12 protein-coding genes and 1 tRNA gene are annotated in these 14,998 nt (G+C 71.7%); 7 read left to right on the plus strand and 6 right to left on the minus strand.

The features are described 5' to 3' along the window. Window position 1 precedes the first annotated feature (1 nt). Window positions 2-877: a universal stress protein gene (locus C1A17_RS07655; protein WP_180953243.1), complete on the minus strand. Its 876-nt coding sequence runs from the start codon at window positions 875-877 to the stop codon at window positions 2-4. Between the two features lie 170 nt (window positions 878-1,047). Then, window positions 1,048-1,120 (minus strand) — tRNA-Thr (locus tag C1A17_RS07660). A gap of 99 nt (window positions 1,121-1,219) precedes the next feature. Here C1A17_RS07660 and C1A17_RS07665 point away from each other — a divergent pair. From C1A17_RS07665 to C1A17_RS07690, 6 genes are all read left to right on the plus strand, one after another. Continuing rightward, complete coding sequence (locus C1A17_RS07665) at window positions 1,220-2,329, plus strand: M20/M25/M40 family metallo-hydrolase (RefSeq protein WP_245873575.1); 1,110 nt, start codon at window positions 1,220-1,222, stop codon at window positions 2,327-2,329. 170 nt (window positions 2,330-2,499) lie between these two features. Then, a complete protein-coding gene (locus C1A17_RS07670) occupies window positions 2,500-2,835 on the plus strand; it encodes an ArsR/SmtB family transcription factor (RefSeq protein ID WP_101652387.1) in 336 nt (111 codons plus the stop codon). Then, window positions 2,828-3,262: an SRPBCC family protein gene (locus tag C1A17_RS07675; protein ID WP_101652389.1), complete on the plus strand. Its 435-nt coding sequence runs from the start codon at window positions 2,828-2,830 to the stop codon at window positions 3,260-3,262. The genes C1A17_RS07670 and C1A17_RS07675 overlap by 8 nt, the downstream gene beginning before the upstream one ends. 89 nt (window positions 3,263-3,351) lie before the next feature. Beyond that, window positions 3,352-3,705: a nuclear transport factor 2 family protein gene (locus C1A17_RS07680; protein ID WP_101652391.1), complete on the plus strand. Its 354-nt coding sequence runs from the start codon at window positions 3,352-3,354 to the stop codon at window positions 3,703-3,705. 18 nt (window positions 3,706-3,723) lie between these two features. After that, window positions 3,724-4,071 (plus strand): TfoX/Sxy family protein, encoded by a 348-nt coding sequence (locus C1A17_RS07685; RefSeq protein WP_101652393.1) that lies wholly within the window; start codon window positions 3,724-3,726, stop codon window positions 4,069-4,071. Window positions 4,072-4,075: 4 nt separating this feature from the next. Beyond that, entirely contained in the window at window positions 4,076-4,513 is a 438-nt protein-coding gene (locus C1A17_RS07690) for a VOC family protein (protein WP_101652395.1), read from the plus strand. A gap of 84 nt (window positions 4,514-4,597) precedes the next feature. Here the strand turns inward: C1A17_RS07690 and C1A17_RS07695 are convergent, their stop codons facing one another. Both C1A17_RS07695 and tmk read right to left on the minus strand, forming a co-directional pair. Continuing rightward, a complete protein-coding gene (locus C1A17_RS07695) occupies window positions 4,598-5,764 on the minus strand; it encodes a DNA polymerase III subunit delta' (protein WP_101652397.1) in 1,167 nt (388 codons plus the stop codon). Further along, window positions 5,761-8,874 carry a dTMP kinase gene (gene tmk / locus C1A17_RS07700; RefSeq protein WP_146000601.1) on the minus strand — a complete coding sequence of 1,038 codons (3,114 nt, stop codon included), beginning with the start codon at window positions 8,872-8,874 and terminating at the stop codon, window positions 5,761-5,763. The genes C1A17_RS07695 and tmk overlap by 4 nt, the downstream gene beginning before the upstream one ends. Before the next feature lie 97 nt (window positions 8,875-8,971). On the opposite strand from tmk, the gene C1A17_RS07705 reads away from it, so the two are divergent. Continuing rightward, window positions 8,972-9,718, plus strand: coding sequence for a lipoate--protein ligase family protein (locus C1A17_RS07705; protein WP_245873576.1), 747 nt, complete (start codon window positions 8,972-8,974; stop codon window positions 9,716-9,718). Between the two features lie 148 nt (window positions 9,719-9,866). Here the strand turns inward: C1A17_RS07705 and topA are convergent, their stop codons facing one another. Both topA and C1A17_RS07715 read right to left on the minus strand, forming a co-directional pair. Further along, window positions 9,867-12,659: a type I DNA topoisomerase gene (gene topA, locus C1A17_RS07710; protein WP_101652401.1), complete on the minus strand. Its 2,793-nt coding sequence runs from the start codon at window positions 12,657-12,659 to the stop codon at window positions 9,867-9,869. A 428-nt stretch (window positions 12,660-13,087) separates the two neighbouring features. Beyond that, entirely contained in the window at window positions 13,088-14,878 is a 1,791-nt protein-coding gene (locus C1A17_RS07715) for a DUF7059 domain-containing protein (RefSeq protein WP_101652403.1), read from the minus strand. Between the last annotated feature and the right edge of the window lie 120 nt (window positions 14,879-14,998).

Below are 14,998 nucleotides of genomic sequence, written 5' to 3' on the forward strand. Positions count from 1 at the left end.
CTCAGTCGGCAGTGCGTCGGTGCTCGAGCGCCGGGTCGTCGCGGAACGGCACGAGGAGCAGCGAGCAGCGCGCGGAGTTGAGCACCTCGGAGCTCGTGCGGCCGAGCTGCACGCGCATGCTCGTGAAGCGGCCGAGCCCGCGCTTGCCCATGACGAGGAGGTCGGCGTCCGCGGACCGCTCGGTGAGCACGTCCACCGGATCGCCCTCGACGAACTCCGTGCGCACCCGGAGGCCGGGCACCTGCGAGCGCAGCCAGGCCATGTCGAACTCGGTCTGGGCGCGGGCGCGCGCATCGTCGGCGAGCGGGGTGGTGACGACGACGATGGTGAGCTCGACTCCGGTCCGGGCGGCGTAGCTCGCGGCGTCGAGCGCGGCGACGCCGGCGTAGTCCGAGGTGTCCTGGCCGACGACGACCCCTCCCCCGCCGGTGACGTGGGCGTCGGCGGAGTCGAACTCGCTCGCCTGGGTCTCGCGGTAGACGAGGGCCGGACACAGCGCGTGACCGGGGAGGCCGGAGGAGATCGTGCCGATCCGTCCGCCGGTGGCCTGGTCGGAGCCGTGCTGCCCGATGACGACGAGTCCGGCGCGCTCGGACATCCCGGCGAGCACCTCGGCGGGATCGCCGGCTTCGAGAACGGCGTCGAACGGGGAGTCGGGCAGGAGCTCACGCAGCTTTGCGCTTACCGCATCGAGGGACTCCTGAGCCTTCGCGCGCGCCTCGGCGGTGGGTTCGGCGCCGGGTTCGGCGGGGCGGACGACGGAGACGAGGCGGACGCCGACACCGTGGTGGCGAGCCTCCTTGAGCGCCCAGGCGGCGGCCTCCCGGCAGGTGCGGGACCCGTCGATGCCGACGATGATCTCGCCGTTGATCTGCATTGCTCCACCTTGCTTCCCGGTGCCAGGACCGGGAACGACCTCGCCGAACATGTGTACCCCGATCCTAGAGAACAAAGCGCGGCGGTGGTAGTCACGGCCGCGGTCCACGCGGGCGGGCCATGGAACGACGGAGCGCCCCCACCTGTGCGGTGGGGGCGTTCCGGAGCGTGAGCCTCCTGCCGGAATCGAACCGGCGACCTTCTTATTACGAGTAAGACGCTCTGCCGACTGAGCTAAGGAGGCAACCAGTACAGGGTACCGGGGGCGCCGGACCCGGTCAAAACCGCAGAAGGCGCCCGGTAGAGTGGGGTGGCGCCCCACCCGAAAGGACCTCAGACCGACGTGGCCATTGACATGCAGCGCTTCATGCGCGAGTTCGAGGAGTTCATCGAATGCGAGTCGCCGTCCTCGGATCCGGGGGCGCTCGCCCGGTCTGCTGAGCTCCTCGCCCGGATCGGCACCGACCTGCTCGGCGTCGCCCCGCGGATCGTCACCGTCGAGGGCTGCCCGCACGTCCTGTGGCGGTTCGGCGAGGGTCCGCGCACCGCCGTCCTCATCGGCCACCACGACACGGTGTGGCCGCTCGGCACGATCCGCCGCCTGCCGTTCTCCGACGTCGAGGGGATCGTCCGCGGCCCCGGAGCCGACGACATGAAGGGCGGCGTCCTCATCGCGCTCCATGCGCTCGCCGCGCTCCAGGAGCGCGGGGAGTCCCTCGACGGGGTGAGCCTGCTCGTCACCGGCGACGAGGAGCTCGGTTCGCTGAGCTCGCGCGCCCTCATCGAGGCCGAGGCCGAGGGCGCCCGTGCGGCGCTCGTGTTCGAGAGCGGCGGCGAGGACGGCTCGGTGAAGATCGCGCGCAAGGGCGTGGCGATCTACGAGCTCGAGGTCCGCGGCCGCGCCTCGCACGCCGGTGTCGAACCGGAGAAGGGCATCAACGCCACGACCGAGGTGGCCCACCAGGTGCTCTCGATCGCGCAGCTGGGCAGCAGGCGGGCGGGCACCTCGGTGGTGCCCACAGTGCTCCATTCGGGGACGACGACGAACACCGTGCCCGCGAGGGCCCGGGTGGGCATCGACTCCCGGGCGACCGAGGTCTCCGAGCAGATGCGGGTGGATGCCGCGCTCCGCGCCCTGCGCCCGGTCCATCCGAGCGCTCGCCTCCTGCTCCGCGGCGGGATCAACCGTGCGCCCCTCGAGCCGCGCCAGTCGATGAGTCTGTACGGCCAGGCGCAGCGGATCGCCGGCCGGCTCGGCCACCCTCCGCTGCGGTCGATCGCGGTGGGCGGCGGCTCCGACGGGAACTTCACCGCCGGGATCGGCGTGCCCACCCTCGACGGCCTCGGCACCGTGGGCGGCGGCTCCCACGCGGACAGCGAGCACGCTGTCAAGGCCTGGATCCCGCGCCGGATCGAACTCGTCCGCGATCTCGTCTCCGAGCTCAAAGGCTGACGGGCACCCGCACTCCAGGGCTGACGGCGGCCAGAACTCAAGGGCTCACGGCGCACTCCGGTTCCACTCCGATCCCTCCGGCCTCACCCTCTGGCCGACCGTTTTACTGAATCCCATATGTACAAGCCGATGTTTGTGTTAGCGTGAACCTCACCGAAGGAGGTTCAGACATGGGTTCAGCGGCACCGGACGATCTCGATCTCGCCCTGCGCGCTCTCGCGGATGGGAATCGGCGGGACATCCTGCGGGTGATCCGCCACTCCCCGCAGCCGGTGGGTTCGATCGCCGCGACCCTCGGCCTGTCGCAGCAGACCACCTCGCACCATCTCACCGTGCTGCGCAAGGCCGGCCTGGCAGCCGGGACGCGAGACGGTACGCGCCACCTGTACGCGGTCGACACCGACGGGCTCACCGCAGTGCGCGCCTACCTCGACGACTTCTGGCCGAACAGGCTGTCCGCGCTCAAGGAGGCCATCGAGAACGGACGGAGTGGGACCGATGGCTGAGTTCCGCACCTCGATCGACATCGAGGCCCCGCCCGAGGACGTCTTCGAGTACCTCACGACGAACGCGGGCATGACGGCCTGGATGGGACAGTTCGCCGACCTCGACCCGACGCCGGGCGGACGGTTCGCGGTCGACATCGCCGGGCACCCGGTGCGCGGCGAGTACCTCGTCGTCGATGCTGCCACCCGGGTGGTCGTGTCCTGGGGCTTCGCCGGCAGCGACGAACTCCCCGCCGGTGCCTCGACCGTCGAGTTCGTCCTGACTCCGACGGCATCCGGTACGCGGGTCGAGCTCCTCCACGCGGGTCTCCCCGACTCCGCAGTCCCCGGCCATGCCGACGGCTGGACACACTTCGCCCCGCGCCTCGTGATCGCCGCTGCCGGCGGCGACACCGGTCCCGATGACTGGCAACCGTCCGCCGACTGACCCCATCGATCGTGATCCGCTCACCGCTCCCCCCACGAGAACAGCATCACCACCAATCGGAACGACACCATCGGAAACGAGGAGACGACATGTCACACACCACCGCCCGCTCCATCGTGCAGCGCTACCACCGCGCCTGGACGAGCAACGACATCGACACCGCGATGGACTGCGTCGCCGACGACATCGTGTGCCGCGCCCCCGGCATCGACCTGCACGGAAAGGAGCAGTACCGCGAATTCATCGGCGGGTTCGCACCGGCGCTCACCGGGATCGGCGACATCGCGGAGTACGTCGACGGGGACCGGGTCGCGCTGTTCTACTACCCGCAGACCGCGGCCACGGACACGGCTCCGGCTGCTGAGCACTTCACGGTGCGCGACGGTCTGATCAGCGAATCCGTGCTGGTATTCGACCGGATGGCCTTCGGCCCGCCCGAATAGGACTGAGGAGCCGGCCTCATGGATACGGCGCAATCCGCCCTCCTCGACCGCATCCGCACGCTCCTCGAGGACGAGCCGACCGTGCGCGAGGTCGCGATGTTCGGCAGCCGGGCGATCATGGTCCGCGAGAAGATGATCGTCGCCGCAGGGAAGGACGGGAGTCTTCTCGTCCGTGTTCCCGCCGAAGCGCACGACGAACTCCTCGACCGGCCGGGAGCACAGCAAGCGGTCATGGGACGCGACCGCGACATGGGTCCCGGCTGGATCCGGGTCGCCCCGGAAACGATCGCCGAACCCGACGGTCTGGAGTTCTGGCTCGACATCGCGCTCGACCACAATCGCGCGGTGACCGACGGGGACGGGTGATCCGATGACCATCCGATTCGAGAACGTCGGCATCGCCGTCCGCGACCTCGAGGCGACGATCGCCTTCTTCACCGACCTCGGGCTCACCGTGGTGGGCCGTGACACCGTGCGCGGGGAATGGGTCGAGACGGCGGTCGGCCTCGACGGGAACCCCGCGAAGATCGCACTGCTCCGCACTCCGGACGGCGAAGGCGTCATCGAGCTCTTCGAGTACCTCCACCCGGAGGCGATCGAGACCGAGCCGACCCGACCGAACGCAATCGGCATGCACCGCATCGCGTTCTCCGTCGACGACCTCGACGCGGCCCTCGAGATCGCCGCCCGGCACGGCTGCCGTCCGCTGCGCGGAGTGGCGACGTACGAGGACGCCTACCGGCTCACGTACGTCCGCGGGCCCAGCGGCATCATCGTCATGCTCGCCCAGCAGCTCACGCTGGAGTGACGCGGGGCGATCTTCCGGCTCGCTCCCGCACCGGCGCGGTGCGCGCTGGTGCGGTGCGCGCCGTCGTGCGACGACTCGCGGCGCTCACTCCGCGGTGAGCCAGGGGTTCGACAGACCGATGAACGCCGCCTCGACGATGAGCAGCGGGGTCATGTTCGTGCTCAGCCGGGTGCGGGCCTGCCCGATGACGTCAATCCGGCGCAGCGTGCTCAGCGCGTCCGAGGCGGCCGCCTGCTCCCGGATCCTCTCCTCGTCACCGCGGTTGATCCACCCCTCGGTGAGTCCGAGCTGGCACAGGAGCACGTCCCGGTAGAGCGAGAGCAGCTCGAGGAGCATCGCATCGATCTCGTCGTTGCGGGCGCGGACGCCCCGCCGCTTCTGCTCCTCCTCGAGGCGCCGTACCTGCGACCGCACGGACGGCGGAACCGCCTTCCCGGGCTCGACCCCGAGGGTCTCGAGGAGTGCCGCGCGTTCGGCAGCGTCGCGTTCGGCGGAGCGCTCCTTGGCCCGGTCCGTCGCCTCTTCGACGATCCGCCCGGCCATGCGCACGGTGGAGCCGAGCGAGGTGAGTGTCTGCGGGATGTCGAGGATCCGGGCGCGCCGGGTGCGGGCGTCGTCGTTCGTCGCGAGGTGCTTGGCCCGCCCGATGTGGTTCTGCGCGGCGGCGGCCGCCCACACCGCGGTCTGCTCATCGACACCGTCCCTGGTGTGGAGGAGCTCGGCGATCGCCTCGGTGGGAGGGATGCGGAGCGTGACGATGCGGCAGCGCGAGCGGATCGTGGTGAGCACGTCCTGCGGGCTCGGCGCGCACAGGATCCACACGGTCGCCGGCGGCGGTTCCTCGATCGCTTTGAGCAGCACGTTCGAGGTGCGTTCGGCCATCCTGTCCGCGTCCTCGATGATCATCACCCGCCACGGGGCGTTGACCGGCGCGCTCTGCGCCTGGGAGACGAGCTCGCGGACCTCGTCGATGGTGATGAGCGACTTCTGGGTCGCCATGATCGTCATCGACTCGTGCGTCCCGGCGAGCGCCCGCTGCGCCTCCGGACCGAGCGACTCACCGCCGTCGGGGCTGAGCAGCGCTGCGGCGAAGGCGCGGGCGGCGTTCGAGCGGCCGGAGCCGGGCGGGCCGGTGAGGAGCCAGGCGTGCGTCATCGCCGCCGCACCGGGGCCCCCGCCGGTGGCGTGCGCGGCCTGGCGCAGCTGCTCGATGGCCGCGTCCTGGCCGACGAGGTCGTCCCACACGCTCATCGCGCGCCCCCGGGCGTGCCGGGTCCATGCTCGCCGCGGGGATCGCCGATGCGCGGATCGCCACCGCGGGGCTGGCTGCCGCGCGGGCGACCGGGACCAGAGCGACCCGTGAGGTCGTCGCGCGGCTTCTCCCGGCCGGAGCGCCGCAGCCGCGACTGCCGGAGCCGTTCACGGGCCTGCCGCTCGATCTCCGCCTGCGCGACCAGGCGGTCCCGGTTCACCCGCTGATGGGCCTGCGCGATCGAGATCTCGCGGGCGTGCTCCGGTGAGGGATCGACAGCGCGGTCCGCGTCCGGCGGGGCGCCCGGGGCGGCGTCCGACCGGGTCTCCGCGAGATCCCATGCGGGTGCCGCGCGGCCATGATCCGGTCCCGTGCCGGGCGAGCGATTCGCATGGCGGGCCGGCAGCACAGTGGTGGGGTCGTCCTCACCGACGGCGGGGTGAGCCGATTCGGCCGTCCCGGCGGCGGCGCCGGGCGCTCCCGGCATCACCGGGGGCAGGACGGTCGTCTTGGCCTCGCCCGGGTCGGGGTTCGTCGCGCTGCCGGCCGGGGGCACCGATGCAGGTGCGGTTCCGCCCGCGGGCGTGCGATCTCCCGGAGCGGATTCCGCACCGGCTGCGGGACCGCCGAGCACGGTGGTCTCCGCATCCTCGTCCACGCCGCGCGGGCGTCGGGAAGGCGGCGCCACCGCAGTCTCCCCCTGACCCGCAGGTGCGCGACCGGCAGGCGGAATCACCGTCGTGGCTGCCTCGTCGGCGGGCGCGCTGCCCGCCGGGGGGATCACTGTCGTCTCCGCCTCGCTCGCGGGTGCACCGCTCGCCGAAGGGATCACCGTCGTTGCCGCCTCATCGGCTGGCGCTGCGGCTCCGGCCGCCGGTGCGGTCGAACCGGTGGGACCATTGGTCGGCCCACCGGGATGCGGCCCTGCAGCGACCGTTCCGGGCGCCCCGGCAACGCTGCCTGCGGAGGACTCGGCTCGCGGTGCATCCATCCGTTGGGCCGAAGCGCCACCCGGCTGCTCGGACGATCCAGCGGCCCGCGGCTCGGAAGAGGACGCACCTGGCAGCACCCCGGAAGCAGCCCGTGCTCCTCGTCCGGCGTCCGGACGGGGGCCTTTCGGGTTGAACCCGGCGAGGTGCGCGTCGACCGCGGCCGCGACATCGGCGGCGACGGCGGCGGGGTCGCGGTTGGCGTCGATGACCGCGTAGCGCGACGGCTCCCGGGCGGCGATGCTGAGGAACGCCTCCTGGACCCGCTGACGGAACGCGAGGTCCTCGCGGTCGAGATGGTTCTCCTCGCCGCGCTCGGCAGTCCGGCGGGCGGCGACCTCCGAATCGATGTCGAGGACGAGCGTGAGGTGCGGGACGAGCCCCTCGGTGGCCCAGCGGGAGAGGCCCGCGATGTCCTCGGTGGAGAGCTCCCGTCCGGCCGACTGGTAGCCGAGCGAGGAGTCGATGTAGCGGTCGGTGATGACGATGTCCCCGCGCTCGAGGGCGGGCCGGACGAGCGAGGAGACGTGGTGGGCTCGATCAGCGGCGAAGAGGAGCGCTTCGCTGCGCGCGGCCACGCCGGTCCCGCCGAGGAGGACGGAGCGGATCGCCTGCCCCGCCTCGGTGCCGCCCGGCTCGCGCGTGAGCACGACGGCACCGTGGCCGCGGGCGCGCAGGTGCTCGTCGAGGAGTCGGATCTGCGTGGTCTTGCCCGAGCCGTCGCCGCCCTCGACGGCGATGAAGAACCCGGGCCCTCCGAGGTGCTCCGAGGTCTGACGGGCGAGGTCGCCGGTGGCCGGTGCGCCGCCGGCACCCGCGCGGTGGTCCCCGGCGAGCGCTGTGGTGCGGAAGGCATGGACGAGGTCGACCCCGAGTCCCTGGATGCCGTGCGGGGCGAAGGTGAAGAGCGCGATGATGCCGCCGACGAGAGCGGCGAGCCCGATCACGGCGTAGGCGACGGTGGTCGCGCTGATCCCCCACGATGCGTGTGCGCTCAGCTGGACCTCGGTGTCGACGTCGATGAGGCAGAGCAGCAGGGCGAGCACGACGCCGACGCCCACACCCATCCGGCGGGACGCGTCGTAGTTCTGGGCGCGGACGCCCACCCCCACCGCGAAGGCGACGAGAGCGGTGAGGACCGCCTTGCCGGACAGTTCCTCGATGATCGCGAGCGCCAGGGTGAGCACACCGGCGCCGAGCAGGGCGAGCGAGGTCAGACGCGGTCGCGACATGCCGGGCGCGAAGGTCGGCCCGACCTCGAAGCCCACGGCCCAGCCGAGGAGCGCGGCGCAGATGATGACGGCGAAGCCGGCCTGTCCGAAGCGGTGGTCGGCCACCGCAGGCTGGGCGAGGGCGAGCACCGCGCCGAGGACGCCGAAGAGCAGATGGCAGGCCCAGGGCCGAGCGATGAGCTCCGGTGCGCGCAGGCCCGGGCCGGAGAGGTTCCGCGGGAAGGCGCCGGTCGAGGGGTCGCCCACCGGGCTCCTCGGCGCGAGCATGACGACGATCGCCGAGGCGGCGAGCAGGACGGCGCCGGCCATGAGGAACCAGCGCACACCGCTCATCCCCGCGCCGACCCCGCCGACGATCTGGAAGGCATAGGTGGTGAGGAGGAGCAGGACCGCGGCCGTCCCGGCGGTGCGCCAGGGCTTGCGATGCTGGTGCGGTGCCTGGAGCACGAGGAGGGCGACGGAGACGCCGAGCAGGAGCGCGGTGAGCCAGATGAGCCAGACGGCAGGGAAGAAGAAGACGAGCGCGGCGCTCACCGCAGCCCCCGCGGACGACCCGGCGAGGACGGAGCGGCTCAGCGGGGTGCTCAGACGGTTCGCGGCCGACTGGGGCAGGAACACCCCGGCCGCAGCGAGGACGAACGTGATGAGGAGCGCGGCGGCACCGCGGCGCAGGTCGAACGTGCCGGAGGCGAACGCTTCGGCGATGAGGGGCGCGGAGTCGGGTTCGAGCACCTGGGCGAAGCCCGCGACGCCGGCGATCCCGAACGCCAGCGCGATGAGCGCGTACATCACCATCCAGCCGGAGACCTCCACGGCGAGCGGACCGAAGGCACCGGCGGGCGCCGGGACGGCCGACCGGGGGGCGGGGCGGGATTCGATGCTATTCACGTCGCCCACTGTACTTCTCGACTCTGACACGGATATTAGAGCGCGGCCGGCCCGGGCCTCGGCCGCGCGTCCTGCACGCCCCGCCTATCCTGGACGGGTGCCGATCTCCCTCACCGCCCTCGACGACGTCTCACCCGACCCGGCGACCGCCCTCGCCGAGGCGCGCGCCCTCCTCGACGCGATCAAGGCGGGACACCGGGCCGGGGTTCTGCGGATCAACCGCCCGGCACCCACCGCGGCCTTCGGGGCTCGCGATCGCTTCCTCCCGGGCTTCCCCGACGCCATCGCCGCCGCCCGCGACCACGGCTTCACCCCGGTGCTGCGCTCCCTGGGCGGGCGCGTCGCGGTCTATCACCAGGACAGCCTCGTCATCGATCACCTCGAGCCGGCGGCCGGTCTGCTGTCGGGCACTCTCGAGCGCTTCACCGGGTTCGGCGACTGGTACACCGGGATCCTGCGGGGCCTCGGCGTCGATGCGCGGCTGGGCGAGATCCCCGGCGAGTACTGCCCTGGCGAGCACACCGTCAACGTCGCCGGCCGGATCAAGGCGATCGGCACCGCCCAGCGGGTGACGCACAGCGGGTGGCTGTTCTCGTCCTCGGTCGTCGTCGCCGATCCCGACCCGATCCGCGCGGTGCTCACCGACATCCAGTCCGCCCTCGGGGTCGAGTGGGACCCGGCGACCGGCGGGGCGATCGCGGAGCTGCACCCGGATGTCACCGCCGACGCCGTCGAGGCGGCCTTCCGGAGCGCGTACACCGAGAGGTTCGCGGTGGAGCCGGGCGCGCTCACCCCCGCCGAGGCGCGGGCCGCCGAGGAGTATCGCGCGCAGCACGTGCTCTGAGGCAGTGCGCGCGCGGGGGTGCACCACGTGCAAGGAGCGCCGCGCCTGACGCGGGACCTCGCGCGAGGGGGGCACAGCAACCGAACTGCGCGGTATCCGACGATCCACGCGCAATTGCGCGCAGATCAGCAGATACCGCGCAGTTCGATCAGGGGGTGGTGGGCTTCCCGGCCGCCTTCTTCGCCGTCGTCGCCTTCTTCGCCGCGGTGGTCCGCGCGGTCGTCGACTTCGCCGCCGGCTTCTTCGCGGCAGCGGTCGACTTCTTCGCAGGCGCCTTCTTGGCCGCGGTCTTCTTCGCCGGAGCCTTGCGGGTCGTCTTCTTCTTCGCCGGCCCCTTCGCCCGCTTCTCGGCGAGCAGCGCGAAGGCGCGGGCCGGGGTGATGCCCTCGACCGAATCGTCCTTGCGCAGCGTCGCGTTCGTCTCGCCGTCGGTGACGTAGGGGCCGAAGCGCCCGTCCTTGACGACGACCGGCTTCTTCGAATCCGGATCCTCGCCGAGCTCCTTGAGCGGCGGTGCCGCGGCACGGCGGCCGCGCTGCTTGGGCTGCGAGTAGATCTCGAGCGCCTCCTCGAGGGTGATCGAGAAGATCTGCTCCTCCTCCGTCAGCGACCTGGAGTCGGTGCCCTTCTTGAGGTAGGGACCGTACCGGCCGTTCTGCGCGGTGATGACCGTCCCCTCGGCGTCGGTGCCGACCTCGCGGGGCAGGCTCAGGAGCTTGAGCGCCTGCTCGAGGTCGACGGTCGCGAGGTCCATGGACTTGAACAGAGAGCCGGTGCGCGGCTTGACCTTCTTGCGGCCCTTCGTCTCCTCGGCCTCGGGCAGCACCTCGGTGACGTAGGGGCCGAACCGGCCGGACTTCGCGACGATCGTGTGCCCGGTCTCCGGGTCGGTGCCGAGCTCCCGGTCACCGTCGCCGTGGCTCGCGATGAGCTCGCGCGCCTTCTCCTCGGTGAGCTCGTCGGGGGCGAGGTCCTCGGGCACGGACACGCGCTTGGGGTCCTCGCCGTAAGCCTGCGCCACCTCGAGGTACGGGCCGTACCGGCCGACGCGGAGATCAATGCCCTCGGCGATCCCGATGGTGTTGATCTCGCGCGCGTCGATATCGCCGAGGTCGTCGACCGTGGGCTTGAGACCGGGGCGGTCCGCGGTGCTGTCGCCGAAGTAGAACGCCGTGAGCCAGTCGTTGCGGTCCTCCTCGCCGGAGGCGATCCGGTCGAGGTCGGATTCCATGCTCGCGGTGAACTGGTAGTCGATGAGCCCGCCGAAGTGGAGCTCGAGCAGCCGCACGACGGAGAACGCCACCCAGGTGGGGACGAGGGCGTTGCCGCGGGTGCGGACGTAGCCGCGGTCCTGGATCGTCGAGATGATCGCGGCGTAGGTCGAAGGGCGCCCGATGCCGAGCTCCTCCATCGTCTTGACCAGGCTCGCCTCGGTATAGCGCGGGGGCGGAGCGGTGGTGTGGCCATCGGCCTCGGCGCGGTCGACGGTGAGCTGCTGGCCCTCGGAGACCTCGGGCAGGCGGGATTCGCCGGAGCCGGAGTCGTAGCGGTCGACGTCCTTGCCCTCCTCGTAGGCGGCGAGGAACCCGCGGAAGGTGATGACCGTGCCCGAGGCGGTGAAGCCCGCGGTCTTGTCGTCGCCGAGGTCGGCGGTGATCCGCATGGTGGCGGTCTTGCCCTTGGCGTCGGCCATCTGGGAGGCGACGGTGCGCTTCCAGATGAGGTCGTAGAGGCGAAACTCGTCGCCGGAGAGCGCGCCGGACACCTGCGCGGGCGTGCGGAACGAGTCGCCGGCGGGACGGATCGCCTCGTGCGCCTCCTGCGCCGACTTCTGCTTGCCGGAGTAGGTGCGCGGGGACTCGGGGACGTACTCGGGACCGTAGAGCTCGGACACCTGGCGGCGGGCGGCGGATATCGCCTGGCCCGACAGCGCCGAGGAGTCGGTTCGCATATAGGTGATGTAGCCGTTCTCGTAGAGCGACTGGGCCACGCGCATCGCCTGGCGGGAGGACAGGCGCAGCTTGCGTCCGGCCTCCTGCTGGAGGGTCGACGTGGTGAAGGGCGCGGCGGGCCGGCGCGAGTACGGCTTGGTCTCGAGGCTCGCGACGGTGAGCGCGTCCTTGGCCGTGGTGTTGAGGGTGTCCGCGAGCGCGGTCGCCGTCTCCTCGTCGAGCACGACGACGTCGGCCTTGCCCTTGAGCTTGCCGTTGTCATCGAAGTCGCGGCCGCTGGCGACCTTGGTGCCGTGGTAGGTGGCGAGACGGGCGGAGAACGCATTGCCCTTGCCGGGGACGGCGAGGTCGATGTCGAGGTCCCAGTAGTCGGCGGGGACGAACGCCATGCGCTCGCGCTCGCGCTCGACGACGAGGCGGGTGGCGACCGACTGGACGCGGCCGGCGGACAGGCCGCGGTTGACCTTGCGCCACAGCACCGGGGACACCTCGTAGCCGTAGAGGCGGTCGAGGATGCGGCGGGTCTCCTGCGCGTCGACGAGAGAGGTGTCGAGCTCGCGGGGATTCTCGAGCGCCCGGGCGATCGCCTCGGGGGTGATCTCGTGGAACACCATGCGCTTGACGGGGATCTTGGGCTTGAGGACCTCGAGGAGGTGCCAGGCGATCGCCTCGCCCTCCCGGTCCTCATCGGTCGCGAGGTAGAGCTCGTCGGCGTTCTTCAGCAGGGCCTTGAGCTCGGAGACCTTCTTCTTCTTGCCCGGGTCGACCCGGTAGTACGGGGTGAATCCGTCCTCGACGTCGACGGCGAACTTGCCGAACGGACCCTTCTTCATGTCTGCGGGCAGCTCGGAGGGCTGCGGGAGGTCGCGGATGTGGCCCACGGAGGCTTCGACGTCGTAGCCGTCACCGAGGTATCCCACGATCGTGCGGGCCTTGGTCGGCGACTCGACGATGACGAGTCGGCGCGGCTGCGAGGAGGAGGATGCCACTGCGATCCTTTCGTGGGCGACTGTCGCCGACACGTCTGCCGGTCAGTCCCGCTGTTGCTGGTGTGAAACTCTGAGAAATGTAGCACTAGGCCCCTCCACCGTCTCACATGTCGATGCGCGAGATAGAGGTGGGAGGCGGAGCGGGGCGCGTAGAGCGGTGTTCGACTGGGAATCTGGGCGGGGCGGCCGAGGAGGGCCTGGAGCCGGGCGAGGTGCGTAGCGTCGCTCGCATCCCCGTCGCACCGGGCTTCACTCGCGGAAAACGTCCCGCTTCATCGATTCACCTGCGGCAGAAGTCCCGCGGAACGCCTGATTACGGGACATCTTCCGCAGGTGAAGACTGCCGAACCTCCCCACTGCCGGGATCACCGGGCCGAGAAAGCGGAACAGAGAGTGACGCCACCGCGCGCCGCCGGAGGGTCAGCCGCTCACACCTGCGGGTAGATCACTCCGGCGGGGACGAGCAGGCGCACCTGATCGACGAGCTGGGCGCGCAGTGCGGATTCCTCGACCTCGAGCAGCTCGGAGAGCGCAGCGGCCACGGCGCCGAGGGTGAGCGAGCCGTCGGCCACGCCGAGGAACCCGGAGAGCGCCGGGTCGGAGGCGAAGGTCCGTGCGAAGCCGGTCCCCTGCTCGATCGTGATCATCGTCGGCGACTCCTGCCCGGGCATGAAATGCCTGTGCTCGGTGACGTCGCCCGAGCGGACGAACGCGGTCGCGGCGAGCTCGGCGTCGTTCGCGGCGGCGAGCCATTCGAGCATCGCCAACCGTGCATCGAGGTGGACGGCGATGCCGGCGGCATTCGCGCCGAGCGGCTGATCGAGCGTCTCGAAGTGGCGCACCGCGGCTGCACTGCCCGGCGCCTCGGCGTCCATAGCCGGGGCAGCACCACCGGACTCCCCAGGTTCCCGGCCCGAGGGGACGCTCGCCTCGGGATCAGCGTTCTCTGCGTGCCCGGCACTCGCGTCAGGTCCGGTTCCCACCTCGGGCCCGGTGCCGGGTGCCGTCGAGGCGGGTTCGGACTCCTCGTCGGGGAGGCGGTGCATGCGTACCCATCCGAACCCGATCCGATCGACGGATCGGGAGGCGAAATCGGCGAGCCACGCCTCGGTGTCCGCGGCCCAGTGCTGGGTGGCGCGGGCGACTCCCCCGTCGCGGATCCACGTCTCCGCGTACGCCACCGGGTCGAGCCGCTCGCGTTCGATGACCATGATCGAGGTCTGTGCGTCGCCCACCCAGCCGGTGGGGTCGACGGTGTCCGGCCCGTACTCCCAGTTGCCGAGGAACACCGCGTGCCCGTCGGGTCGCAGGTGGGCCGGGGTCTGGGCGAGGAGCGTGCGCATGATCCCGTCGCCCTCCATCCCGCCGTCGCGGTACTCGAGGTGGTCGCGGCCCTGCGGGGTGATGACGAACGGCGGGTTGGAGGCGACGAGGTCGAAGGCCTCCGGCACCGGGTCGAACAGGGAGCCGAGCCGGAACTCGATGGTGTCCTCGACCCCGTTGAGCTGCGCGGTGAGTGCGGCGAGGTGGAGGGCGCGGATCGAGAAGTCGGTGGCGACGACGCGGTCGGCGTGACGGGCCAGCAGGATCGCCTGGATCCCGCAGCCGGTTCCGAGGTCGAGCGCGGTGCCGACACGGTGGCGCGGGGTGATCTCGGCGAGCGTCCGACCGGCTCCGCCGAGCCCGAGCACGAAGTCGTCGGACACCGGCTCGGACTGGGTGAGCGTGCCGTGGTCGGAGAACAGCCACACCGTCTCGTCGCCGGGGCGCTGCCCGCGCGGCACCCCGGTGGGCACGGCGTAGGGGGTGAGCGCGAGGCGCGACATGAGCCGGGGCGGGGCGGCAACCGGGACCCCAGCGCGGTCCCCGGAGGCGCCGGCACCGAGCGCAGGTGCCACACCGGCGATCTGCACCAGCAGTTCGGCCTCGGTGAGGGCATCGCAGAGCTCGGTGCCGAGCGCGGCGCGCACCACGGCGACCGGCTGCGACACACGGAGGACGAAGAGCCCGACGAGCACGGCCTGCGGCTCGGTCCTGCCGCGGAGACGGAGCCGGGCAGGAGCGGCGTTGCTGCGCTGGAGCGCGGCGTCGGCATCGACACCCCAGAGCGCCCGCAGACCGGCCGGGGTGAACTGGGAGGCGCGGAGGAGTTCCGCGAGCGCTCGGAGGTCGGAGACGGCGGGACGGGGCAGCGGAGTGGAGGCAGGCGAGGGAGTCACCGCACCAGGCTACGCGGTCGGGGCCTGCCGCGGCGGTGGGCACCGACAGCGGTGAGGACCTCGTCGCGAGGTCTGCCGCTCGCAGTCCACTGCTTTCACCGGAGGCGCTCGCAGCCCGTC

The sequence above is a fragment of the Brevibacterium ihuae genome, assembly GCF_900184225.1.
Classification (GTDB): Bacteria; Actinomycetota; Actinomycetes; order Actinomycetales; family Brevibacteriaceae; genus Brevibacterium; species Brevibacterium ihuae.

Excerpts from the sequence above, each read along its gene's own strand:
- C1A17_RS07695 (WP_101652397.1), bottom strand. The coding sequence starts at position 5,764 with ATGAGCGTGTGGGACGACCTCGTCGGCCAGGACGCGGCCATCGAGCAG.
- C1A17_RS07675 (WP_101652389.1), top strand. The coding sequence starts at position 2,828 with ATGGCTGAGTTCCGCACCTCGATCGACATCGAGGCCCCGCCCGAGGAC.
- C1A17_RS07685 (WP_101652393.1), top strand. The coding sequence starts at position 3,724 with ATGGATACGGCGCAATCCGCCCTCCTCGACCGCATCCGCACGCTCCTC.
- C1A17_RS07655 (WP_180953243.1), bottom strand. The coding sequence starts at position 877 with ATGCAGATCAACGGCGAGATCATCGTCGGCATCGACGGGTCCCGCACC.
- C1A17_RS07670 (WP_101652387.1), top strand. The coding sequence starts at position 2,500 with ATGGGTTCAGCGGCACCGGACGATCTCGATCTCGCCCTGCGCGCTCTC.
- C1A17_RS07690 (WP_101652395.1), top strand. The coding sequence starts at position 4,076 with ATGACCATCCGATTCGAGAACGTCGGCATCGCCGTCCGCGACCTCGAG.
- C1A17_RS07680 (WP_101652391.1), top strand. The coding sequence starts at position 3,352 with ATGTCACACACCACCGCCCGCTCCATCGTGCAGCGCTACCACCGCGCC.